Source organism: Pseudomonas sp. LBUM1671 (assembly GCF_059695685.1).
This window is the reverse complement of sequence record NZ_CP166782.1, coordinates 4,904,283-4,927,761: the sequence shown is the minus strand read 5'-3', so window position 1 is coordinate 4,927,761 and position 23,479 is coordinate 4,904,283. Positions and strand designations below refer to the sequence as shown.

The 23,479-nt window shown below is 59.5% G+C and carries 20 protein-coding genes; 11 read left to right on the top strand and 9 right to left on the bottom strand.

What is annotated here, in order from left to right; genetic code table 11:
- Nucleotides 1–107: 107 nt before the first annotated feature.
- The 4 genes from ACA060_RS22810 to groL all read left to right on the top strand — a co-directional run bounded on the left by ACA060_RS22810 (nucleotide 108) and on the right by groL (nucleotide 3,616).
- Nucleotides 108–839 carry a HugZ family pyridoxamine 5'-phosphate oxidase gene (locus ACA060_RS22810; RefSeq protein WP_497313350.1) on the top strand — a complete coding sequence of 244 codons (732 nt, stop codon included), beginning with the start codon at nucleotides 108–110 and terminating at the stop codon, nucleotides 837–839.
- Between the two features lie 66 nt (nucleotides 840–905).
- Complete coding sequence (locus tag ACA060_RS22805) at nucleotides 906–1,382, top strand: FxsA family protein (RefSeq protein ID WP_497313348.1); 477 nt, start codon at nucleotides 906–908, stop codon at nucleotides 1,380–1,382.
- 247 nt (nucleotides 1,383–1,629) lie between these two features.
- Nucleotides 1,630–1,923: a co-chaperone GroES gene (locus ACA060_RS22800; RefSeq protein ID WP_017340553.1), complete on the top strand. Its 294-nt coding sequence runs from the start codon at nucleotides 1,630–1,632 to the stop codon at nucleotides 1,921–1,923.
- 49 nt (nucleotides 1,924–1,972) lie between these two features.
- Complete coding sequence (groL, locus tag ACA060_RS22795) at nucleotides 1,973–3,616, top strand: chaperonin GroEL (RefSeq protein ID WP_008155543.1); 1,644 nt, start codon at nucleotides 1,973–1,975, stop codon at nucleotides 3,614–3,616.
- Between the two features lie 187 nt (nucleotides 3,617–3,803).
- Here the strand turns inward: groL and ACA060_RS22790 are convergent, their stop codons facing one another.
- Complete coding sequence (locus ACA060_RS22790) at nucleotides 3,804–4,547, bottom strand: phosphatase PAP2 family protein (RefSeq protein ID WP_497313345.1); 744 nt, start codon at nucleotides 4,545–4,547, stop codon at nucleotides 3,804–3,806.
- Nucleotides 4,548–4,765: 218 nt separating this feature from the next.
- On the opposite strand from ACA060_RS22790, the gene colR reads away from it, so the two are divergent.
- The 5 genes from colR (at nucleotide 4,766) to ACA060_RS22765 (ending at nucleotide 8,478) form a co-directional block, all read left to right on the top strand.
- The gene (colR, locus tag ACA060_RS22785; protein ID WP_054045155.1) at nucleotides 4,766–5,449 is read left to right on the top strand and encodes a two-component system response regulator ColR; all 684 of its coding nucleotides are present in this window, start codon (nucleotides 4,766–4,768) and stop codon (nucleotides 5,447–5,449) included.
- On the top strand, nucleotides 5,439–6,713 hold the full coding sequence (locus tag ACA060_RS22780) for a sensor histidine kinase (RefSeq protein ID WP_497313343.1): 1,275 nt from the start codon (nucleotides 5,439–5,441) through the stop codon (nucleotides 6,711–6,713). Before colR ends, ACA060_RS22780 begins: the two co-directional genes overlap by 11 nt.
- Nucleotides 6,714–6,861: 148 nt before the next feature.
- Nucleotides 6,862–7,530, top strand: a complete 669-nt coding sequence (locus ACA060_RS22775; protein WP_109636200.1) for a class I SAM-dependent methyltransferase — start codon at nucleotides 6,862–6,864, stop codon at nucleotides 7,528–7,530.
- A 4-nt stretch (nucleotides 7,531–7,534) separates the two neighbouring features.
- Nucleotides 7,535–8,248: a lipopolysaccharide kinase InaA family protein gene (locus tag ACA060_RS22770; RefSeq protein ID WP_497313341.1), complete on the top strand. Its 714-nt coding sequence runs from the start codon at nucleotides 7,535–7,537 to the stop codon at nucleotides 8,246–8,248.
- A 2-nt stretch (nucleotides 8,249–8,250) separates the two neighbouring features.
- A complete protein-coding gene (locus tag ACA060_RS22765) occupies nucleotides 8,251–8,478 on the top strand; it encodes a hypothetical protein (protein WP_109634413.1) in 228 nt (75 codons plus the stop codon).
- A gap of 175 nt (nucleotides 8,479–8,653) precedes the next feature.
- On the opposite strand, the gene ACA060_RS22760 is transcribed toward ACA060_RS22765, so the two are convergent.
- The 5 genes from ACA060_RS22760 to ACA060_RS22740 all read right to left on the bottom strand — a co-directional run bounded on the left by ACA060_RS22760 (nucleotide 8,654) and on the right by ACA060_RS22740 (nucleotide 16,752).
- The gene (locus tag ACA060_RS22760) at nucleotides 8,654–11,689 is read right to left on the bottom strand and encodes a multidrug efflux RND transporter permease subunit (protein WP_109634411.1); all 3,036 of its coding nucleotides are present in this window, start codon (nucleotides 11,687–11,689) and stop codon (nucleotides 8,654–8,656) included.
- Nucleotides 11,690–11,702: 13 nt separating this feature from the next.
- Entirely contained in the window at nucleotides 11,703–12,851 is a 1,149-nt protein-coding gene (locus ACA060_RS22755; RefSeq protein ID WP_497313339.1) for an efflux RND transporter periplasmic adaptor subunit, read from the bottom strand.
- A 270-nt stretch (nucleotides 12,852–13,121) separates the two neighbouring features.
- Nucleotides 13,122–14,219 carry a DUF1513 domain-containing protein gene (locus ACA060_RS22750; RefSeq protein ID WP_497313337.1) on the bottom strand — a complete coding sequence of 366 codons (1,098 nt, stop codon included), beginning with the start codon at nucleotides 14,217–14,219 and terminating at the stop codon, nucleotides 13,122–13,124.
- 14 nt (nucleotides 14,220–14,233) lie between these two features.
- Nucleotides 14,234–15,298, bottom strand: coding sequence for an imelysin family protein (locus tag ACA060_RS22745; RefSeq protein ID WP_497313335.1), 1,065 nt, complete (start codon nucleotides 15,296–15,298; stop codon nucleotides 14,234–14,236).
- 26 nt (nucleotides 15,299–15,324) lie between these two features.
- Entirely contained in the window at nucleotides 15,325–16,752 is a 1,428-nt protein-coding gene (locus ACA060_RS22740; protein WP_497313333.1) for a di-heme oxidoreductase family protein, read from the bottom strand.
- Nucleotides 16,753–17,159: 407 nt separating this feature from the next.
- On the opposite strand from ACA060_RS22740, the gene ACA060_RS22735 reads away from it, so the two are divergent.
- Complete coding sequence (locus ACA060_RS22735; protein ID WP_497312732.1) at nucleotides 17,160–18,095, top strand: IS110 family transposase; 936 nt, start codon at nucleotides 17,160–17,162, stop codon at nucleotides 18,093–18,095.
- Nucleotides 18,096–18,200: 105 nt separating this feature from the next.
- Here ACA060_RS22735 and ACA060_RS22730 read toward each other — a convergent pair whose 3' ends face one another.
- The 3 genes from ACA060_RS22730 to ACA060_RS22720 form a co-directional block, all read right to left on the bottom strand.
- Nucleotides 18,201–19,550, bottom strand: a complete 1,350-nt coding sequence (locus ACA060_RS22730; protein WP_497313331.1) for an imelysin family protein — start codon at nucleotides 19,548–19,550, stop codon at nucleotides 18,201–18,203.
- A gap of 234 nt (nucleotides 19,551–19,784) precedes the next feature.
- Nucleotides 19,785–21,836, bottom strand: a complete 2,052-nt coding sequence (locus ACA060_RS22725) for a putative bifunctional diguanylate cyclase/phosphodiesterase (protein ID WP_497313329.1) — start codon at nucleotides 21,834–21,836, stop codon at nucleotides 19,785–19,787.
- Nucleotides 21,837–21,840: 4 nt separating this feature from the next.
- Nucleotides 21,841–22,200, bottom strand: coding sequence for a hypothetical protein (locus ACA060_RS22720; RefSeq protein ID WP_497313327.1), 360 nt, complete (start codon nucleotides 22,198–22,200; stop codon nucleotides 21,841–21,843).
- Between the two features lie 864 nt (nucleotides 22,201–23,064).
- Between ACA060_RS22720 and ACA060_RS22715 the strand changes: the two genes are divergently transcribed.
- Nucleotides 23,065–23,439: a DUF6124 family protein gene (locus ACA060_RS22715; protein ID WP_497313325.1), complete on the top strand. Its 375-nt coding sequence runs from the start codon at nucleotides 23,065–23,067 to the stop codon at nucleotides 23,437–23,439.
- The last annotated feature ends 40 nt before the right edge of the window (nucleotides 23,440–23,479 follow it).

Here is a 23,479-nt window from a genome sequence, read left to right as displayed (position 1 = left end):
ACCTGATGTGGCCTGGTTGCACATGAGAACTGCCCCGATGACGTACTGGAACTTATCCCCAGGCGCCTGTCCGTTTTTTCGACGGATTCTATATAAGGAGTCATAAATTGAGCGTTGAAGCGGCCAAGAATGCCCGAGAATTGCTTCTCAAGGAATACCGCGGAGTGCTGTCGACGCACTCCAAGTCGATGCCCGGCTTCCCGTTTGGCTCCGTCGTTCCTTACTGCCTGGACGAGCAAGGACGGCCGCTGATCCTTATCAGTCGCATCGCCCAGCACACTCATAACCTGCAGAAAGATCCGAAATGCTCGCTGTTTGTGGGCGAGCGTGAGGCTGACGACGTGCAAGCCGTTGGTCGCCTGACTTACCTGGCTGAAGCAGAAAAACTCGAAGACGAGGTCGCGATCGAAGCGGCGGCCGAGCGTTACTACCGCTATTTCCCGGATTCACAGAGCTACCACAAGGCCCACGATTTCGATTTCTGGGTGCTCAAGCCTGTGCGTCACCGTTACATCGGCGGTTTCGGCGCGATTAACTGGGTTGATCATCTGACCTTGGCCAACCCGTTCGCCGGCAAAGCCGAACTGAGCATGGTCGAGCACATGAATGCCGATCACGCCAAAGCAATCGCCCACTACGTCGATTTGGCGGGGCTGCCGAAAACCGAACCGGCGCAACTGGCCGGTATCGACAGCGAAGGCATGCACCTGCGCATTGGTCAGGCCCTGTACTGGCTGCCGTTCCAGGCAACTTGTAATACGCCGACACAAGTGCGCGAAGCCTTGGTTTTCCTGGCTCACGCCGAGCATTGGCCGAAAAATGAAGTGGCCGACGCTTGAATTCACGAAACGGCGACGTCATCTAGGGAAGACTGGCAAGGCATTCTTGCGTTGAGGAACCATTTGATGCGCCCTTTTTTATTGCTCTTTGTACTGTTTCCGGTGTTGGAGCTGTTCGTATTCGTCAAGGTCAGCGGGGCTATCGGGTTTTTCCCGGCCCTGCTGCTGATCATTCTCGGCTCGATGCTCGGCGTGTTCGTGCTGCGTATCGCCGGTCTGGCCACCGCGTTGCGTGCTCGTGAAAGCCTGAACCGCGGCGAGTTGCCAGCCCAGACCATGCTCGAAGGCTTGATGCTGGCCCTGGCGGGCGGTCTGTTGATCCTGCCTGGCTTCGTCTCGGACGTGCTGGGTCTGATCATGCTGCTGCCGATCTCCCGCCGACTGCTGGCCAATAAAATGCGCCAGCGCGCCGAAGAGGCCGCGATCCGTCAGCGTGCGTTCGCCGACGATCTTCAACCACGTGGCGGTCCTGCTCCCCAGCAGCCGCTGGGTCGCGAGCCCAACGTGATCGAAGGCGAGTTCGAACACCGCGATTCCAAGTAAAGCGTTTCAGCTGCACGGCACCTTCGGGTGCCGTGTTCGTTTTCGGGGCATTGATGCAAAAAATTTCGATCCCCGCCCTTGTAATAAGCTTATGCGCCCTTATGTAACGGTCACCGCAAGGTTTCTGGCGATCACGCCAGACAGACTTCCGCGGTTCGCTTGACGAACCGCACCCGGCACCGCCGGATTTGTTAAACCCGCCGGGAATACACCGGCCGATGAAAACCACAATTAGGAGAGATCGACAATGAAGCTTCGTCCTCTGCATGACCGCGTCGTCGTCCGTCGCAGCGAAGAAGAAAAGAAAACCGCTGGCGGTATCGTCCTGCCAGGTTCGGCTGCTGAAAAGCCAAACCAGGGCGAAGTCCTCGCTGTAGGCCCGGGCAAAGTCCTGGAAAACGGTGAAGTGCGTGCGCTGTCCGTGAAAGTGGGTGACAAGGTTGTGTTCGGCCCTTACTCCGGCAGCAACACTGTGAAAGTTGACGGCGAAGACCTGCTGGTCATCGGCGAGAGCGAAATCCTCGCTGTTGTCGAAGGCTGATTCCCCGCCCATTTTCCCGCTACTACAAAGTATTTAAGGAATATCGATCATGGCTGCTAAAGAAGTTAAATTCGGCGATTCCGCCCGCAAGAAAATGCTCGCCGGTGTCAACGTCCTGGCTGACGCAGTAAAAGCGACCCTGGGCCCTAAAGGCCGTAACGTGATCATCGAGAAGAGCTTCGGCGCTCCGACCATCACCAAGGACGGCGTGTCCGTTGCCAAAGAAATCGAGCTGAAAGATCGCTTCGAAAACATGGGCGCGCAGCTGGTCAAAGACGTTGCCTCCCGTGCCAACGATGACGCAGGCGACGGCACCACCACCGCTACCGTTCTGGCTCAATCGATCGTCAACGAAGGCCTGAAAGCCGTCGCTGCCGGCATGAACCCGATGGACCTGAAGCGCGGCATCGACAAAGCGACCATCGCTATCGTCAAAGAGCTGAAAGCCCTGTCCAAGCCTTGCGCTGACACCAAGGCCATCGCTCAGGTCGGCACTATCTCGGCCAACTCCGACAGCTCCATCGGCGACATCATTGCCGAAGCCATGGAAAAAGTCGGTAAAGAAGGCGTGATCACCGTTGAAGAAGGCTCGGGCCTGGAAAACGAACTGTCGGTTGTTGAAGGCATGCAGTTCGACCGTGGCTACCTGTCCCCGTACTTCGTCAACAAGCCAGAGACCATGACTGCCGAGCTCGACGGTCCGCTGATCCTGCTGGTCGACAAAAAGATCTCGAACATCCGCGAAATGCTGCCAGTACTGGAAGCCGTTGCCAAAGCCGGCCGTCCACTGCTGATCGTGGCCGAAGACGTTGAAGGCGAAGCCCTGGCGACTCTGGTTGTGAACAACATGCGTGGCATCGTTAAAGTCGCAGCCGTCAAGGCTCCAGGCTTCGGCGACCGTCGCAAGGCCATGCTGCAGGACATCGCTGTTCTGACTGGCGGTACCGTTATCTCCGAAGAGATCGGTCTGAGCCTGGAAAGCACTACCCTGGAACACCTGGGTAATGCCAAGCGCGTGATCCTGTCCAAAGAAAACACCACCGTGATCGACGGCGCCGGCGTTGAAGCTGATATCCAGGCTCGCGTTCTGCAGATCCGTCAGCAAGTGGCTGACACTTCGTCCGACTACGACCGTGAAAAACTGCAAGAGCGTCTGGCCAAGCTGTCCGGCGGCGTTGCAGTGATCAAGGTTGGCGCCGGTTCCGAAGTTGAAATGAAAGAGAAGAAAGCCCGCGTTGAAGACGCCCTGCACGCTACCCGTGCAGCCGTTGAAGAAGGCGTGGTACCTGGCGGCGGCGTGGCACTGGTTCGCGCTCTGCAGGCTATCTCCGAGCTGAAAGGCGACAACGATGACCAGAACGTTGGCATCCAGTTGCTGCGTCGCGCTGTTGAAGCGCCACTGCGCCAGATCGTTGCCAACTCCGGTGACGAGCCAAGCGTAGTTGTCGACAAGGTCAAGCAGGGTTCGGGTAACTACGGTTACAACGCTGCCACCGGTGAATACGGCGACATGATCGAAATGGGCATCCTGGACCCGGCTAAAGTGACCCGTTCGGCTCTGCAAGCGGCGTCGTCGATTGCCAGCCTGATGATCACCACCGAAGCCATGATCGCCGAGATCAAGGAAGACGGTCCAGCTGGCGGCGGTATGCCAGACATGGGCGGTATGGGCGGCATGGGCGGCATGATGTAAGCCAGCCTTACCCTGTACATAAAAACCCCGCCGGCGATGAGCCGGCGGGGTTTTTTATTGCTCGCAGGTTCACCGCGATCAAATGTGGGAGCGGGCTTGCTCGCGAAGAGGGAGTGTCAGTCGACATCAATGTTGTCTGACACATCGCCTTCGCGAGCAAGCCCGCTCCCACATTTGGATCTGTGTTTCAGGCTGTAGCTTGTTGTGCTTTGGCCACTCGCTCAGCCTTGCCCGCCGGTCGATACAGGATGTAGTAGTAAGACCCCAAACAAATCAGCCAGCAAAAAACCGCCGTCCACACGTTATGCGAAAAGAAGTGCGCCCCCTGCATCATCCGGCTCACCGAAAACACCGTCCCCAGTGCAAACGCAAACACAAACGCCTGGCGCGCCAGCCGCGGACGACGGTCACGCAGTACAAAAAACAGCGCAAACAACGTAAACCCGGTCGCCGCATGGCCTCCGGGCCAGCAACGTCCAGGTTTGTCGGTTTGCGGACGCGGGCTGAGCAGTTCGCTGTAGGTTTCATGGCCGCCGAATTGCTCCAGGCTCCAAGGGCACTGCACAGCCGTCACCGCTTTGACCGGCGTCACGAATGAGGTCGCCAGCGCCAGCGACAACACCAGGCAGCCCAGTTCGCGTTTGAACGGCTTGAGCCTGACGATAAAAAACGAGCCAATAAAGCCGATAATCGCAAACACCGAAAACGCGATGACCACCTGCTTGGCGCGGTCATGCAGAATGTTCTCAAGGAAGTAACTGTGGCGCCCGATGAACTCCCCGGCAACCGGGTCGTAGAACAGTTTGGCCAGGTCCATGTCCAGGGACGTCAGTTCAAGCAGCACCAGAATGATCGCCGTGATAGCGGGCACCCCCAGGCATACCCAAAAGTTGAGGGGCCTGGAAGCGGGGCGGGCAGCGGTCGAAGCCATGGCATTTCCTTGGTTGGTGAAGGGTTCTGAAAAGCGCATCCGCGCGGAGTCTGAGCCCCGCACTGTCGTCGGTGTGTGAATCGATAGTGAAAAACTTGTTAAGCCGTTCTCTGCATTTCTATTGGATTGGCAACTGCACGCAATCCTAGCCCTGAGCCACACTTGGCCTTAAGCTGCGCGGGCCATGACGGCCGTTACTGTGTACGGAGGAGGTGCCCATGCGAATTCTATTGGTTGAAGACAACCGCGATATCCTGGCCAATCTGGCCGATTACCTGGGGCTCAAAGGCTACACCGTGGATTGCGCGCAGGACGGTTTGTCGGGTCTGCACCTGGCGGCCACCGAGCACTATGACCTGATCGTGCTCGACATCATGTTGCCCGGCATCGACGGCTATACCTTGTGCAAACGCCTGCGCGAAGACGCCCGCCGCGACACGCCGGTGATCATGCTCACCGCGCGCGATCAGCTTGACGACCGGTTGCAAGGCTTCAAATCCGGTGCCGATGACTACCTGATCAAACCGTTCGCCCTGTCTGAACTGGCTGCGCGTATCGAAGCGGTCATGCGGCGTGCCCAGGGTGGCGGTCGACGAGCCTTGCAGGTCGGCGATCTGAGCTACGACCTCGACACCCTGGAGGTGACCCGCGAAGGTCGCCTGCTGAAGCTCAACCCGGTCGGCCTGAAGTTGCTGGCTGTGCTGATGCAGAAAAGCCCGCATGTACTGCGCCGCGAAATTCTTGAAGAAGCCCTGTGGGGCGATGACTGCCCAGACAGCGACAGCCTGCGCAGCCACGTCCATCAACTGCGCCAAGTGATCGACAAGCCGTTCGCCAAGCCGTTGCTGCAAACCGTGCACGGTGTGGGTTATCGCTTGGCCGAGGGCCGTGATGGAGTTTAAGCAGAGCCTTGCTCAACGGATCATCATCGCCTTTGCGTTGATGAGTGCGCTGGTGGCGGGCGCCTTCGCCATGGGCATTGTGGCGACCGTGCACCTGGTGGAAGAAAAGCTGATTTCGGCCGGGCTGGGCGGCGATTTGCAACGGCTGCTGCTGATGGACAGCGTCTCGGACTGGAGCCATCGTCCCGAGCCGGACCAGCTGTTCTATTTCAGCGGTGGACCGGGGGACTTCGAGCTGCCCAAGGATTTGCGGCATCTGGATTCCGGTTTCCACGAGGTCTTTCGCGAACAGCTGTCGTATCACGCGATGGTCGAAATCGTCGATGGCCGGCGTTACGTCTTGCTTCAGGACCAGAGCGATTTCGAAGAGCGTGAGCGGGTACTGTTTGCCGTGGTGCTGGTGGGCTTCGTGCTGAGCCTGGCGCTGGCGGTCTTTCTCGGCTGGGTGTTGGCGCGAAAAGTGATGGCGCCGGTGGTGCGCCTTGCCCGCCAGGTGCGTCACCGCGATCAACTGCTGGGGCTGGCCCCTCCCTTGGCGCCGGATTATGCCGCCGACGAAGTGGGCGAGCTGGCTGTTGCTTTCGACGCCACCCTTGGGCGTTTGCGCCAGGCGCTGACCCGCGAGCGATTGTTTACCAGCGACGTCAGCCACGAACTGCGCACGCCATTGATGGTGCTGGCCAGTTCCTGTGAGTTGCTGTTGGAAAACCCCGGTATCGACCAGCGTGGTCGGGCTCAGGTCGAGCGGATTGCCCGCGCCTGCGCGGAGATGCGCGAGTTGGTTCAAACGTTCCTGATGCTGGCCCGGGCCCAGCGCGAAGACGCCAGCATCGCGCCGCAGCAGACCCTGGGGCAGGTCGCCGACGGCCTGCTCAACCAGTGGCGCGAACCGATTGAAGCCAAGGGGCTGAAGCTGATCTTCGAACCGGGCAATCCGCTCGGCACCTGCTACAACGCAACCCTCTTGCACGCCGTCATGGGCAACCTGTTGCGTAACGCACTGCATTACACCGAACAGGGATTCATTCGCCTGACCCTCACGGCCACGGGGTTCATGGTCGAGGACAGTGGCGTAGGTATTCCCGAGGAAAAACGCGAGGCCATGTTCGAGCCTTTTGTGCGTGGCAGCGAAAAGCGCGGCGAGGGCCTGGGGCTTGGCCTGTCGCTGGTACAGCGGATCTGCGAGAACCAGGGCTGGAACGTCAGCCTGACCAATATGGAACCTAATGGCTGTCGTTTTCAGGTGGAGTTGGGCCACCAATAGCGACGCTCAAGAATCGCGGCTCCGAGCATCCTGAAAAACCTTGAAATGATTGCGCGTTTACATAACAATTTTTTCACAAAGGCATGACCTGACACTGACACTACGCTACCTATGGTAGGTGTCATCAGAAGTTCAGGAGACCTTAATGATGGACGGCCCGATCAAACTCGATTTTTCCGAAAAGTACGACGATCAACACGCTCAAAGGTATTTGCAGAAGCACCAGGATGGCCTCGGTCGTAAGCTATCCCACTGGCGTGACGAGCAGTTGGCGCGAAAGGCGCTGGCGCTGGTCGGCGAGCCCGGGCTGGTCCTCGATTTACCCTGTGGGGCGGGGCGTTTCTGGCCCTTGCTGGCGGAAAAAGCCAATCGCGCGATCATCGGGGCCGACAACTCCGAGTCGATGTTGAAGATTGCCACCCAGGCGCAACCGGCCGACGTGGTGAAACGGGTACAACCCTTGCACACTTCCGCATTCGACATTGCCTTGCCTGACAATGCAGTCGACAGCATTTTCTGCATGCGTTTGCTCCATCACATCGGTGAATCCGAGCATCGACTGGCCATCCTGCGCGAATTTGAACGAGTCACGCGTGACAGCGTGATCCTTTCGTTGTGGGTGGACGGCAATTTCAAGGCCTGGAAACGCAAGCGCTCAGAGAAACGGCGTGGGCAGGAAGGTTACCAAAACCGATTTGTGTTACCGGCGGCCACGGTAGAAAAGGAGTTCGAACAGGCAGGGTTCCGTATTCAGGAACAACTGGACTTTTTACCGCTCTATGCCATGTGGCGAGTTTACGTATTACGCAAGAGGTAACAGGATGGCAGTGCAATGTGCAGCAGAAACGGACGTCGCTTCTCAGGACCGCTTCGACTATTTCTGGAATCAGCGCGGTGAGTGGGTAGAAGAACCCAACGTCCGTCGCGGCGGAGAAAGTGGCGTGCAGCGTGTCATGGGCAGTGATGGACAGCTGCTCTACGCCAAGCGGCAGACCGGGCATATCTATCGCAGCTGGCTGCACCCGTTCGGTCGCCCGACCGTGTTGCGCGAGCGCGACGCGCTCATTGGCCTTCGCGCGCTTGACGTGCGCGTTCCGGAAATCGTTTTCTGCGGCGCACAGCGCGACCCTGTGCACAAATGGCGCGCCTTGCTGGTGACCAAGTCGCTGGATGGCTTCGAGGAAATCGAACACTGGTACGCCGGCGGTGGTCGCGAGCGCCACGGCGAAGTGGTTCATGATCGCGTCCTGAAGGATCTGGCCGACAATCTTGCCCGCATGCACAAGGGTCGATGGCAGCACAGCTGCATCTACATCAAGCACGTATTTGTGCGGGTCACGGGTGAAGATGACTCGGCCAAGGTCGAGATTGCCTTGATCGATCTGGAGAAATGCCGACAGCGTTTGACTGCCTATCGCGCGGCTGCTCATGACATGAAGCAGCTGCGCCGCCACTCGTCGTTCAGCACGGCAGACTGGCGCAAACTCGTCTATTTTTATGAGACGGCGTTTGGCAGCGCTATCAAAGGTTTATAGCAATGAAACTAGAAATTGCACGAGGTGTGTTTCTGATAGGAGCCTTGGCAGTTGCTTCATTGGCGGTGGCGGCGTGGGAGCAGCCCCGCACGCAAGTCCTCAGTTCAGTGAGCGCCGATGCTCACTGTCCGTTGCCTCGGGTAGCGAAGGCATCCGAGGCATCCCGACCCGATCATGATTTGTTGCTGTTTATGTTCGGACTTTCTCAAGGAATGAGGCCGCAGAGTTGAACAGATTGAAGCCAAAATAAAAGGCCTCGCCAAATGCGAGGCCTTTTTTTGTGCCCGAACTTAAAGCCTTGCACCAGACCAGTGTGGGAGCCAGCCTGCTGGCGATGGCGGTGTGTCATTCAACACAATGCTGAATGGCGGACCGCCATCGCCAGCAGGCTGGCTCCCACAGGGTTTATGGGTGTTCTTTGGCGTCGGGTTTGGCCAGCAGGGTGTAGATGCATGGCAGCACGAACAGCGTGAACAACGTGCCGATCGACATCCCCGTTGCGATCACCATGCCGATATCGAACCGACTGACCGCGCCCGCGCCCGTGGCGATGATCAACGGCACCATGCCGAATACCATCGCCGCCGTGGTCATCAACACCGGGCGCAATCGAATAGCCGCCGCTTCCTCCACAGCCTCACGAGGTGTCAGGCCTTTCTCCTTGCGCAGTTGGTTGGCAAACTCGACGATCAGAATGCCGTGCTTGCTGATCAACCCGATCAAGGTCACCAACCCGACCTGGGTGTAGATGTTCATGCTCGACCACCCCAGGAACAGCGGAATCAAGGCGCCGCAGATCGATAGCGGCACGGTCACCAGGATCACCAACGGATCGCGGAAGCTTTCGAACTGGGCCGCCAGCACCAGGAAGATGATCGCCAGCGCCAGGGCGAAGGTCACCCACAGCGCGCTGCCTTCCTGCACGTATTGGCGCGATGCGCCGGCGTAATCCATGGCAAATCCGGCCGGCGCCTCTTCCTGCGTGATCTGGCGCACGGTGTCGATGGCTTCACCCATGCTCACCAGCGGCACCCCCGACAGGATCGCCGAGTTGAGTTGCTGGAACTGGTTCAACTGCCGTGGACGGGCGCGGTCGGTGACGGTGATCAGGGTCGACAGGGCCAGCAGTTCGCCTTGGGTGTTCTTCACGTAGTAGTTGTTCAACCAGTCCGGGTTGTCCCGGAAAGGTCGTTCGACCTGAGCGATGACTTTGTAGCTGCGACCTTCAATGGTGAAACGGTTGATCTCCGCTTGCCCCAGCAACGTGGCCAGGGTTCCGCCGAGATCCTGCATGGACACGCCCATCTGCGCAGCCTTGGCGCGATCGATATCCACGACGACTTCGGGCTTGTCGAAGGCCAGGTCTACGTCCACGAAGGCGAACTTGCCGGACTCCATTGCGCGTTTTTTCACCCGGTCCATCACTTGCAGCAGCGCTTCGTAATCGTTGGCCGTGTTGATGACGAACTGAAACGGTAACCCTTCGCCCGTGCCGGGCAGAGAGGGCAGGTTGAAGCCAAAGATCTGCAACCCCGAAATGCTCTCCAGTTTGCGCTGGACCTCGGGCAGGATTGCCATCTGCGTGCGGTCGCGTTCGTTCCAGGGTTTGAGCAGGAAACCGCCAATCCCCGACTGCACGCCGTTGAATCCATTGATCTGGAACGAAGAGTAGTACTCGGGAAACTCCTTGAAGATGGTGATGAATTCGTCGGTGTAAGTGTTCAGGTAATCGAGGTTGGCCGGTTGCGGGGCGTTGGCCAGCATGAAAATGATGCCCTGATCCTCGTCGGGGGCCAGTTCCGACTTGGTGAACTTGAGCAGCACCGGAATCAGGCACAGCACGATGACCGCGAACACCAGCACCACCGGCCGGGTGTTGAGGGTGCCGTGGAGCATGCTTTGGTATCGGCGCTTGAGGCCTTCGAAAATCAGGTCGAGGCGATGGGCCAGGCCGCTGGGGTTTTCATCGTGGCGCAGGAGCAGGGCGCACATCATCGGCGACAGGGTCAGCGCGACCACGCCAGAGATCACCACCGCCCCGGCCAGTGTCAGGGCGAACTCCTTGAACAGCGCCCCCGTGAGCCCGGTCAGGAAACCGATGGGCGCATAGACCGCCGCCAGGGTGATGGTCATCGAGACCACCGGCATCGCGATCTCCCTGGCGCCCTCGATGGCCGCATCCAGCGGCGTCTTGCCTTCCTCGATGTGCCGGTGAATGTTTTCCACCACCACAATGGCATCGTCCACCACCAGACCGATCGCCAGCACCATCGCCAGCAGGGTCAGCAGGTTGATCGAGTAGCCCATCATCTGCATGAAGAACATCACGCCGATCATCGACAGCGGAATGGTCACCACCGGGATCACCACCGAACGCAGCGCCCCGAGAAACAGGAACACCACCACGATCACGATCAGCACCGCTTCGAAGAGGGTTTTCACCACTTCGTCGATCGAGGCCTGGATGAACAGCGTGGCGTCGTAGGCGATTTCACCCTTGAGATTCGGTGGCAGCTGGGCTTCCAGCTCCGGCATGATCTTGCGCACTTCCTTGATCACGTCCAGCGGGTTGGCGCCCGGCGTGGCCTTGATGCCGATGTACACCGAAGGAGTGCCACCGAACGAACTGATCGAGTCGTAGTTTTCCGCACCCATCTCGACCCGCGCCACATCGCTGAGCAACACGCGACTGTCACCTTCGACCTTGAGCGGAATCGCGGCGAATGCTTCAGCGGATTTGAGCTCGGTGTTGGCGTTGATGCTGGTGACGACGTACTCGCCTTTCACTTCACCGGCGGCGGAGAGGAAGTTGTACTGGCGCACCGCGTTGGTCACGTCGCTGGCGCTCAGGCCGAAACCGGCCAGCTTCACCGGGTCCAGCCACAGGCGCATGGCGAACACCTGGTTGCCGAGAATCTCGGCTTCGGCCATGCCCGGCAGGGTCGCCAGTTTTGGCTGGATGACCCGCGACAGGTAGTCGGTGATTTGCGGGTTGCTCAGTTCCTTGCTGAAGAAACTGATGTACATGAGTGCCGAGGCGTCGGCGGCTTCCTTGCTCAGAACCGGGTCTTCGGCGTCCTGCGGCAGCTGGTTTTTCACCTCGTTGGCCTTGGCCAGCAGCTCGGTGAACAAGCGGTCGCTGTTGGAGCCGATGCGCGCGTAGATCGAGATCACCGAGAAGTTCTGGCGACTGACCGAGGTCATGTAGTCGATGCCCTCGGCGCTGGCCAGGCTTTGCTGCATCGGTTGGGTGATGTAGCCCTGGATGGTTTCGGCGTTGGCCCCGGGGTAGGCCGTGGTCACCGTGATCAGGGCATTTTCCATTTGCGGGTATTGGCGCAGCGGCAGCTTGCTCCAGGCCTGGAAGCCCAGCAGCACAATCAACAGGCTGACCACGGTGGCGAGCACCGGGCGGCGGATGAACGGGTCGGTAAAAGCCATGAGGATTCCTTGATCAGTCAGTACGTGGCTGACTGTTCTTATCGGTCAGGGTCTTGTCGTCGCTGATGGCAATGTGTGCGCCGTTGTCCAGTTTGATCTGACCGGCCGTGACCACTTTTTCGCCGTTCTGCACGCCTTTGGTAATCATCACCAACCCGTCGCGGCGCTCGCCGGTTTCGATGAAACGCCGTTCGGCGATCAGGATCGGCTGGCCCTTGTCGTCTTTTTCGACGCTGCCGTCTTCAGCTTTTTTCTGCGCGACGACGTAGAGCGAGTTGCCGTACAGCGTGTACGTGATCGCGCTTTCCGGCACGACGATGCGCGGCTGCGGGTCGGGCAACATCACCTGCAGGCTGGCGAACATGCCGGGCAACAGTTTGCCGTCGGGGTTGGCCAGGGTCGCGCGGACCTGCACGTTGCGGGTGCTGTTTTCGACTTTCGGGTTGATTGCGCTGATGGTGCCGGGGAAGGTCTCTGTCGGGTAGGCCGAGACAATGATTTGCACCGACTGGCCGATGCCGATCTTCGGTATCGACTGTTCGGGCACGAAGAAGTCGACATACAGGCTGCTGAGATCTTGCAGGGTGGCGATCATGGTGCCGGTGGCGACATAGTCACCAATGTCCACCTGACGAATGCCGATCGTCCCGCTGAAGGGCGCGACGATGCTTTTTTTGCCGAGCGCAGCCTTGAGTTGATTGACCGTGGCCTTGCTCTTTTTCTGCACCGCCGACAATCGGTCGAATTCGCCTTTGGAAATGGCCTGGCTGCCGACCAGTTGGCTGCCGCGACCGTAATCGAGTTGGGCCAGTCCGAGGTCGGCCTGAGCCGTTTCCAGCAAGGCACTTTCCACGGCGCTGTCGAGTCGCAGGAGTGGTTGGCCGGCCTTGACCTTCTGGCCAGATTCGAACTGCAAATCGATGACGGTGCCGTCGGTCTCCAGGCTCAGGTCCACGCCTTGCAGCGCCTTGAGGGTGCCGACACTTGGCAGACGTGCTTGCCACGGACGTTCGGAGGCAGTGGTCGCGGCGACACTGATCGGCGGTTTCGGCGCGGAGAAGCCTTGGATCATCGTGTAGATGGAGAAGGCTTTGTAACCGGCCAAGACCAGCACGATCAGCAGAACGATACCCAACATGATCAGCATGCGGCGACGCAGCATATTTCCACTTCCTTGGAGAAAATCAGGTGAGACAGTGGGGCACATTACTCTGAGTCGGCGGGGGATTCCAACTGGTAGAAATTACAGGCGAGTTGCATGTCTACACGGACGGGATGGAACACAAACCCTGTGGCGAGGGGGCTTGCCCCCGTTGGGTCGCGAAGCGGCCCCAAAACCAGGCACCGCGGTCCGTCAACCAGACCGCGTCATCCGGTTTACGACTGCTTCGCAGCCGAACGGGGGCAAGCCCCCTCGCCACAGGGAAAGCGGTCAGATGAGGTGCAGGTGGTTATCCCAGAGCCCCGCCGGCAGCTCCAGCGGTTTTGCTACCAGATTTGTCTGGCGGCAATCGTAGTAACGGCAGCGGCCCTGACCCGAGGTCACGACAAAGCCATCGGCCACGGCACCCACCCCGGCGCAATCGGGAAGCGGCGCATCCAGGCGCACTTCACCGCTGTCCATGTCCCAGATAAAAAATCGGTTGCCCCGTGGTGCCGTCAACGCGATCAGCCGCAAGTCGCTATGGACCGCCACGCTGGCGGTGTAATGCCCCATCGCCTGCAGCTGATGCTCAGGCACCGGGAACGCCACGAACGGTTGGCCGGGACGCTTGATCGCCAGCAACTCTGAAGACTCGTGAGACGGCCCCATGAACTGCTGACCGGCGACGATGGTGCCGTCGCTGGCGATCCCCAGATGACGCACGCTGTTCATCGGCTGGGCGAGGGTTTCCTTGCTCAGCAGGGTGCCGTCGCGTTGCATCAATACCAGGCTCGGTTCCATGGCGTTGAGGTTCATCTCGACCCGGCTTTCAGCCTCCGTGCGAATGCCGCCGTTGGCCACCACCAGGGTCTCGCCATCCGGCATCCACGACACCTGATGCGGGCCGATGCCATGGGTGGAAATCTCGCCGCTGTGCACCAGCCGCTCACCTTCGAACTTATACACACCCAACAATCCGCGACCCGGATCGGAGGTGTCGTTCTCGGTGGCGTACAGCCAGTCGCCACTCTTGTGAATCACCGCGTGACCGTAGAAATGCCGGTGCGGCAGCGAGGCCACGGTTTGCAGCAGCGTGCCGTCACGCAGGTCGATCAGGTAACTCTCGGTGCCCGGACGCCGGGCGACGAACAGCGCGATCGGCAGCGTCGGGTGATTGATGATGTCGTGGCAACGCTGGCCGACCTGGGTGGCGAACACCCGGGTGCCGTCCAGCCGATAACCGACGGCGTAATGCTTGCCGTCGCCATCGTCCCGCGCCGAGAGCAGCAGCGGGCTCTTGTCCTTTTGCTTGAACAGCGTCCAGCCGCCCAGTGTCACTGCTCCCAGCAGCAAACTACCTAAAGTCAGAGCCTGACGTCGCAGCATGGCACTCGCCCTCATCAGTCACCGTCGTTGGCGTTGAAGCCCAGTTGGATGCCCAGCGCCTTGGCCAGTTCGCCTTCGTGCAGGCGATGGACAACGTTGAGGCTGTCGTAGATATCGTTGAGTTGCTGGCGGCCGGCATCGTCGTTGAGCATGTCGGCCAACGGACGCTGATTGCTGGCGAACAGTTTCAGGGACGCGGCGTAAGCGGCATCGATCTTGTCGGCCAACGGTTTCTGCTCGCTCGGCAACAGGCCGCGCAGGCCTTTGTTGTCGACGCCTTCCCACACGGTTTTGGCTGCGGCGAGGCTGGCTTCAAGGCCGGCCAAGGACGACTGGCTGCGCCAGGCATCGGCCTGGAACGGTTGCGGCACGCCTTTGCTCTGGCGGCCCATCGGCGTGCCGAGTTTTTTCTTCAGGGTGTCGAGGGCGGTGACCTGAACACGCAGCAAATCAGCGATGGCTTCGTGGGAATCGGCGTAGCGCTGGTTCGGGAATTTGCTCATCTGCGCGAGCATGCCGTCGGTGTTGTTCCAGCTTTGCAGAATCTCTTCGGCCAGCAGTTTCTGACGCTCGCCAATCGCTTTCAGCAGTGGGCAGTACTTGGCTTTCTGTGCGTCGTTGGCCACGTCCGGCTTGCTGTCGAACAGAATGTATTCGTAAGCCGAGAGGCCTTGCACCACGACGCTGGACTTGGCCAACGCGGCGGCATCGATCTGCGGCTGCGCGGTGACCAGTTGCTCGACCTGACGGCCGACCAGGTTTTTCTTGTCCGGCCAGAATTGCACCTGCCAGGCGCGATTGCCTTCGGCCAGCGGTCCGATCAGCAGCGGTTGCAACTCGGCCCAGGCTTTCTGCGCGTGCAGGAAGTCGGCGCGGGCGGTGTCGAGGTTTTCTTTGCCTTCGCAATAGGCGAGGGCGCTGACGGCCAATTGGCGATCGGCTTCAACCCAGCGGGTGTACGTCGGCAGGATCACCGATTTGGCGATGGCGGCCGAGGTGACGGCTTGCGGGTCCTGTGGCGAGCAAGCGCCGAGGGCGAGTGCTGCAAGGCTGGTGAACAACAATTTGGGACGGAACATGTCGGGCTCCCGTTATGGAATACGGTTTAAAGGGAATTCAAGAACGCCAGCAACGCAGCGCGCTGCTCGGCATTGAAAGACAAAACCTGTTGCTGGGCCGCTTTCGCTTCGCCGCCATGCCAGAGCACGGCTTCAAGCAGATTGCGGGCGCGGCCGTCATGCAGGAACTGGGTGTGGCCACTGACCGCCTGCGTCAGGCCGATGCCCCACAACGGCGGGGTGCGCCAGTCGCGGCCGCTGGCCTGGAATTCGGTACGGTTGTCGGCTAGACCGTCGCCCATGTCGTGCAGCAGCAGATCGCTGTAAGGGCGAATCACTTGATTGGCCAGTTCAGGTTCAGCGGCGTTGGCGGCGGTGGTGTATTTCGGTGTGTGACAGGACTGGCACCCAGCCTGGAAAAACAGGTTCTTGCCGGCCAGCACTTCGGGCGCGTTGACGTCGCGACGGGCCGGCACAGCGAGGTTGCGGCTGTAGAACAGCACCAGGCGCAGAATGTTATCGCTGACTTCCGGCTCGCCATTCGGGCCGTTGCCATTGGGTGCCTGTTTGCAGACGGTTTGCGCATCGGTGCAGTCGTCGAAGGGGCGCAGAGTGGTGGTCAGGCCCATGTCGCCGGAAAACGCGTGGACGTTCTGCTGATTGAGGTTCGGTTGCCCGGCTTTCCAGCCGAATCGGCCCAGGACGGTTTTCTGTTGCACGTCGTCCCAGACCCGGTTCGGGCGTCCGGCAATGCCGTTTTTGTCCTTGGCCTGCGCCTCGGCGTTGGCGAGGATCGCCTCGTCGGGGATGGCTTCGAGCAAGCCCAAGCCAATCATCGGCGGGGCAACGCGGGCCGAGAATCGGGTGTCGGGGTGCATCGGGCCGTAACCCAACTGGGTGATGTTCAGGCTGGGTTTGCGCAACTCGATTTCGGTGCCGTCCTTGAAGCGGACCGCAACGGGGGTGTAATCGACCCGCACTTTGCCTTCCGGGGTGACGCCGGGCACGGCCATGTCCTGGAACTGGCCGCCGTAGACCGGCTCCGGGACCACACCGAGCTGCTCGATGACTTTGGCATACGCCGGCGCGTCCGGGATCGACAGGCGCACCAGCATCGATACCGCGTTCGCCGCATCAGGCGTCGGCGGATGACCGCGACCGTCCTTGATGTGGCAGCCCTGACAGGCGTTGGTATTGAACAGCGGACCGAGTCCGTCCCGGGCGGTGGTGGTCGAGGGAGCGATCACCCAAGGGTTGCGAAAGAAACTGTTGCCGACGCTGAAATCCACGCGCCGTGATGGCGACAGGTTCGCGGAGGGCAGGGAGAAAGCGTTCTGATCGGTCTTGCGCACGGTCGCTGCGCCACCGGACCGGGCTTCACCGGGTTCGGCCTTGGTAAAACGCGGGGCGTCATCGCAGGCACTCAGGCCCAGGGCCAGAAACAGTGCGGACAAGCGAAGAAGCAGCGAGGGCATCAGACATCCTGCAAGACGAGCAAAACAAGGGCGCAAAGTCTAACAGGGCAAGGGAGATTGAATAAGAGGAATTATCGTTTGGTTGATGTGGGGCAGTGTTCGGCTGGAAAACCGCATTCCCCCTGTGGGAGCGAGCCTGCTCGCGATGACGGTCTTACATTCAGCATCTATGTTGACTGACACTGCCTCATCGCGAGCAGGCTCGCTTGTATGTTTAGACTTGAAGGGGTGGGTGGGACTACAGACTCGATTCTGACTCTGACCAGTACAGACTGTGGGAGACTTCTCGTCCCGCCCCTTCTACCCAAAGCGCCGATAAGGAATTCATCGGTAAACCGACGATAGAGACAAGCCAGCGCAACGGTAGACCCCAACAAGCACTTAAACCCTAGCTCCGAGGATTCGTCATGACAATCCTTACTTCGCAGACGGTTGTTGGTATCGATATCGCCAAGGCCCAAATTGCTGTCTATCGCACCGACCTGCAAATCATTCAAGACATCAAGAACGATCGAACCGCCCTCAAGCGTTGGCTTAAAACCCTGCCTGCCCAAAGCGCTATCGCCGTTGAAGCCACCAACATCTACCACTTGGACACGGTAGAGCTGGCCCATGAGATGGGTCATCAGGTCTACGTGGTGGATGCTTATCGCGTGAGTCATTACCGCCGTGGCGTTGGTCAACGAGCCAAGAACGATCCCTGCGATGCGCGTTTGCTGGCGCGTTACCTGGAGAATGAACAAAGCAAACTGCGGGTCTGGAGCCCGCCACCCAAGGCCTACAGCTCGCTGAAAAGCCTGCTTCACAGACGTGCAACGCTGATCCAGAACCATGCTGGGCTGATGTTGAGTTGGGCCAATGAACCCTTGTTGAAGAAAGTGCAGGTCGCTCAGCAGAAGGCGTTCAAGCAAGCGGATCAGGCGATTCAGAAACTGCTGCGCAAGGTCAGCAAAGAGGCGGGAATTGAGGCGAATATTGATCGCTGCAAAGCCATCGAAGGCGTTGGGGAACTGACCGCAACCGGGTTGGCGACGACCTTTATGCGGGGCGATTTTGCGAACAGCGATGCGTTCATCGCATTCCTGGGAATGGACTTGGCAGTCGAAGACTCCGGCAAGAAGAATGGGCAGCGGTACCTGACCAAAAAAGGAGATCCGGAGGTTCGTCGTTTGGCGTACAACGCCGCAATGGCGGCGTGTCGCTCGCCTAAATGGAAGCCGTTTTACGAGGCATACCTGGCTAGAGGCTTCTCGAAAACCCAGGCCTTGGTTGCCTTGGCCCGAAAGCTCTGTCGAGTGGCATTTGCCCTGATGAAAAATCAGAGCGAATACCTGTCAGCCTGAGAATTCAGGGTTGCCGGGCAACATAGAATCTCCCACAGGAGATTGTGTTTAGGCAGGCATGAAAAAGGCGACCCGAAGGTCGCCTTTTTATTCAGCCAGCGTTGATCAGAACTCGTGATCAGCGTTGTCCGGGTTCAGGTCGGTGATGCCCAGTTTGCCAGCGGCGGCTTCGATCGAGCCGGTCTGCTTGACCAGGGCGGCGATCGCGTCGCGAACGATCTGGTTGCCAGCGGTGTTGCCGGCGGCGATCAGCTGGTCGTAGTGCTCACCCTTGTTGGCGTGATCGACGATGACCTGCATTTTGGCTTCGGTTGCGGCCAGGTCGGCTTTCACCGCGGTGTCTGCAGCCGGGTCGGCTTTGGCCACCAGGGACGACAGGCTGGCGCCGGTCATTTTGGTGCCGTCGACGCGGGTGTATTCGCCCAGGTAGACGTTGCGCACACCCTTGGCATCGTAGAACTGCGAGTTGTGGGTGTTGTCGCTGAAGCAATCGTGTTCGTCTTCAGGGGAGTTGGCTTCCAGGGAAACCTTCATGCGCTCGCCCGCCAGTTCGCCCAGGGACAGGCTGCCCATGCCGAACAGCATTTTGCGCAGGCCGGAATCAACCGGTTCGGCTTCCAGGGTGGCGCGGTAGTTGTCGGCCACGTTCGGCTTCCAGTTACCGACCATTTCTTCCAGGTCGCTGACTAGCAGCTGGGTCACGGACTTCAGGTAAGCGCGACGACGATCGTTGTGACCGCCAGTGGCGCCTTTGCCTTCCAGGTAGTCGGAGGCTGGACGGTTGCCGGCGCCAGGGCCGGTGCCGTTCAGGTCCTGGCCCCAGAGCAGGAATTCGATGGCGTGGTAGCCGGTGGCGACGTTGGCCTCGGAACCGCCCAGCTCGTTCAGGCTGGCGAGTTTTTCCGGGGTGATGTCTTTGACGTCGATCTTGTCTTCGCCGACCTGAACCTGGGTGTTGGCGATGATGTTGGCCGTGGCGCCCGGGTTACCCAGTGCGTGTTCGTAGGATTTGTCGACGTAGTCGATCAGGCCTTCGTCCAGTGGCCAGGCGTTCACCTGACCTTCCCAGTCGTCGATGATGGTGTTGCCGAAGCGGAACACTTCGCTCTGCAAGTAAGGAACGCGGGCAGCAACCCAGGCAGCCTTGGCGGCTTTCAGGGTGTCGGCGTTCGGCTTGGCGAGGAAAGCGTCAACGGCGGTTTGCAGGGTCTTCGCGGTAGATTCGGCATCGCTGTAAACGGCGTAGACGATGTCAGCGTAATGCGCGACAACGGCTTTGGCAGCGGCTTCGTCGACTTTGCTGGTAGCGGCAGGGGCGGTGGCTGGCGCCGGCGCGGTCGTGCTGGCGGCCGGTGTAGGCGCTGGAGCTGCAGCTTTGTCTTTGCCTTCGCCACAACCGGCGAGGGAAATAGCGATGGCCAACAGACTGGCGGTAGCCAGAGGCATACGAATCATGGCGAACATCCTGCTTCGAGAGGGGTGGTATGGCGCAGCAAGTGCGCAAAACTGCGACATAATGCAAATCTTTCGCATTATCTGTAAAGGGTTGTGGCTGGAAATATTTCTTATTCAGGCGGGGTTTGTGTCGTAGATCAAGAGAACGCAGCCTCGTTTCACTCGACAGCTGCTACAGAAGCACATGGGCCCGTAGCAGCTGTCGAGTGAAACGAGGCTGCGATCTTTTGATCTCTACAAAATAGCTGCGTTGCTGCGCTGCGCCTGTTTCAGGTAAGCGCCCAATTCACGTGCCGGCAGTGGTTTGCTGTAGTGGTAGCCCTGACCTTCGTGGCAGCCTTCGGAGATGATGTAGGCCTCTTGCTCGGCGGTTTCCACGCCTTCGGCAATCACCTGCATGCCCAGGCTCTTGCCCAGCTGGATGATCGCCCGAACGATGGTGGCATCGTCGTCGTCATCGAGCAGGTCCTGCACAAAGCTCTTGTCGATCTTGATCTTGTCCAGCGGCAGGCTTTTCAGGTAGCTCAAGGACGAATAACCGGTGCCGAAATCGTCGATCGCAATCAGTGCGCCGGAGCGGCGCAGGCTCAACAGATGCTGGGCGGCGGTGCTGATGTCTTCCATCAGGCCGGTTTCAGTGACTTCCAGCTCCAGGCTGCGCGGTGGCAGGCGGTACATCTGCAACAGGTTGTTGACCACCCGCGGCAGCTCGGCGTGGTGCAGTTGCACCGTGGACAGGTTCACCGCCATGCGCAGGTCGATGAACCCCTGGTCATGCCATTCGCGCAGTTGTTTGCAGGCCTGATCCAGCACCCATTCGCCGATGGCAATGATGGTGCCGTTCTGCTCGGCCAGCGGGATGAACAGGTCGGGCGGCACCAGGCCGTGTTCGGGATGCTGCCAGCGAATCAGCGCCTCGACCCCCACAACCCGGTGATCGCGGTAGCTGATCTGCGGTTGGTAGACGAGGTAGAACTGGTCCCGGCGCAGGGCGTCGCGCAGGTCTTTTTCCAGTTCCCGGCGGCGGCGCATCTCGGTGTCGACGCTGGCGATGTAGAACTGATAGCGGTTGCGCGAGCGGGTTTTCGCCAGCGTCATGGTCTGTTCGGCTTTTTGCAGCAGTTTCTCGGTGCTGTCGCCGTCCTCGGGAAACAGGGTGATGCCGATGGTCGCGCGCAGGCGGATTTCCTGATGATCGAGGGCAAACGCCGCTTCCAGGTCATCGAGGATGCTTTGCGCCAGTTCGGCGGCTTCGTAAGGTTGTTCGATGTCGGCCTGGACCAGGGCGAACTGATCGCCACCGAGACGGGCGAGGGCGCCGAGGCGACCGCTGTGAGCACGCAGGCGATCGGCCAGGGCCAGCAGCAATTGGTCGCCAGTCTGATAGCTGAACTGTTCGTTGATGCCTTTGAAGTCGTCCAGACCCACCACCAACACTGCGACCCGACGTTGCAATTTGCCGGCGTCGACCAGGATCTTGTCCAGTTGTTGCTGTAATTGCTGACGGTTCGGTAGGCCGGTGAGGAAGTCGTACTGGGCCATGCGCAGTAGGCTGTTTTCCGCTTCGTGGCGCAGGTGGGTGTTGCGTTCGATGGATTCGAGCAACTGGTTGGCGGTGTTGATCCAGATCCCCAGTTCGTTCTTTTCGTGGCCCTTGAGTTGCGGAATCTTGTGTTCGCTGGGGCGGTCCGGATTGATTTCGGTCAGGTGTTCGATGATGCGCGACAGCGGTTTGGTCAGCAGCCAGTGGTAGACCAGGTACAGCACCAGGCCCATGGCCAGGGCGCGCAACACGCCGGAAATGAAGATGATCACCGAACTGACGATGAAGCCTTGCCCGTAGGTGGCGGTGTCGAGGGTGATGCTGAGGTCGCCGTAATATTCACTATACGGACCTCGACCGACCAGTTGGGTGGTGAAGGTGCGTTCCTTGCCAAGAATGAGGTCGGTCAGCCAGCGGCTGTTTGAATGCTGCAACTCACGGGATTTTTGCGCGAGCATGGCTTCGTTGGGATGGCCGATGGAGGCCTGGCGCACGGCGTCGTCCTGGAACAGGCCTTCAATCACCTGCATGCCCATTTCCCGGTCCAGGCTGTAGACGGCCTGGGTCGAAGGGTCGCGGAACATGTCGAGGATGCGCTCGGCATCATTGGCCACGGCCTGGCGTGTTTTATAGGCATCGAAGACGATCTGCGCGCAGCTCAAGACTACGCCGACGATCAATGCCGACAGGAGCACGACCCGGAGCAACTTCACCGACAAGCTGTTCTTGAGTTCCAGCTTCAAAGGGTTATTCCTTGTTCCGTGCGGGTAGCATCAAGTTGCCATGAGTATTGGCAATCCCGTGATGGCAGTCAAAGGGACAATCAACCTCAGGGTTTTTTGCCAGCAGCTTGGCCGAAATGCTGTTGTTTTGAGTATTTGCCCTATTAGTACTGTGTCGGTAGTTGGGTCCTTCAACTTGAGGGGGATTGGGACTATTTTTCCATTTGTTGATGTTAGCCTGCTGTGGCGTGGGGGCAAGGGGCCGAATGCTGGTTTCATTGTCGGAGATTGGCTTGGTTTCTGCTGGTGTACACGTTTCAAATGTGGGAGTGAGCCTGCTCGCGATGGCGGCCTGACAGCCGACCAGTCTCTTGCTGGTGTACATATCCATTCCTGCGGTAACGGCAGCTGGCGGTTTCGCCCTGACGGCGAGGCACTTTTTTCAAACGCCAAAAAAGTACCCAAAAAGGCTCGCCCCAAGCGTCCGGCCCCTCGCCTGGGCTCGGCGTACCTTCGCTCCGGTATCCATCCGGGGACACTGCCCTCCGGTCTGCTTCGCGACGACCTACATGCAGCGTGTTCGACTGCGTCGAACGGCGCTGCGCGCCACTCCCCGGATGAACACCTCCACTCAGCCTCCCGAAAGGGGCGGGCAGATCAAGATCAAAAGCAGGCGAGCTAACGCTCGGCCTAATGAGTGGTGAGAAGCGAGCGGTACACGCCGATTCCTGTGGGAGCTGGCTTGCCAGCGATGGCGGCCTGACAGCCGACCAGCCTCTAGCCGATGTACACCAAACCCTGTGGGAGCTGGCTTGCCAGCGATGGCGGCCTGACAGCCGACCAATCTCTTTCTCCTGCCCCCGATTGATTGTTCCCATGCTCCGCGTGGGAATGCCGCCCGGGACGCTCCGCGTTCCATTTTGTGTGTTGAAAGATGTGTAAGAAACACAGCGATTTCCCACGCATTTTTCAGGTTGCCGGGTAGGAAGCACTGCCTCTAACCTCTGGCTGTCGCTGAAAAACTCAGCGACCGGGTGTGAGAGCCCGGCAACTTATGGTCATCCAGTGTCTGTACACGCATAATCGCCGCCAGCTTACTCGCTGCCAGTATTTGCGTTATGGCGGCTGTGTGCGGGCGGACTTCGGTCCGGCCGGGTGTCCATAACCGGTCTTCTCACCTCGCACATAGCTGCCACCTCTTCGCCGTGTGAGAAGCGGCAATTGGAGGCTCCAACGCTGGAGAAATACAATGGACAAATTGATTCCCGACCCACCCTTCAACACCACCACCCCAGACGCCGAAGACACCCAATCCGAAGCACTCCTGCGAGACCGCGAAGCCATAAAACGCGCCCTCGATTACTACCTTGATCCGCCAGACCAATACCTCGAAAAACCCCGTCGCCCGAGCACGATGTTCATGATCACCCCCAACATGGACACCGAAAGCCTCCTGGCTCAAGCCTGCGAGTCCCTGGCTTCGGCGAGCGTCATGGCGAGCGATTTCGCCGCGAACCTGATCGGCCCGCAGCGCAATAAGGTGTTGGCGATTCAGCAGATCATCATGCTGGCGGAGTTGGCGGTGAACCGCGCCTTGGATAACGTCGATCCGCAAGCAGCCTGATTTCTCCAGGCCATAAAAAACCCGGCATATAGCCGGGTTT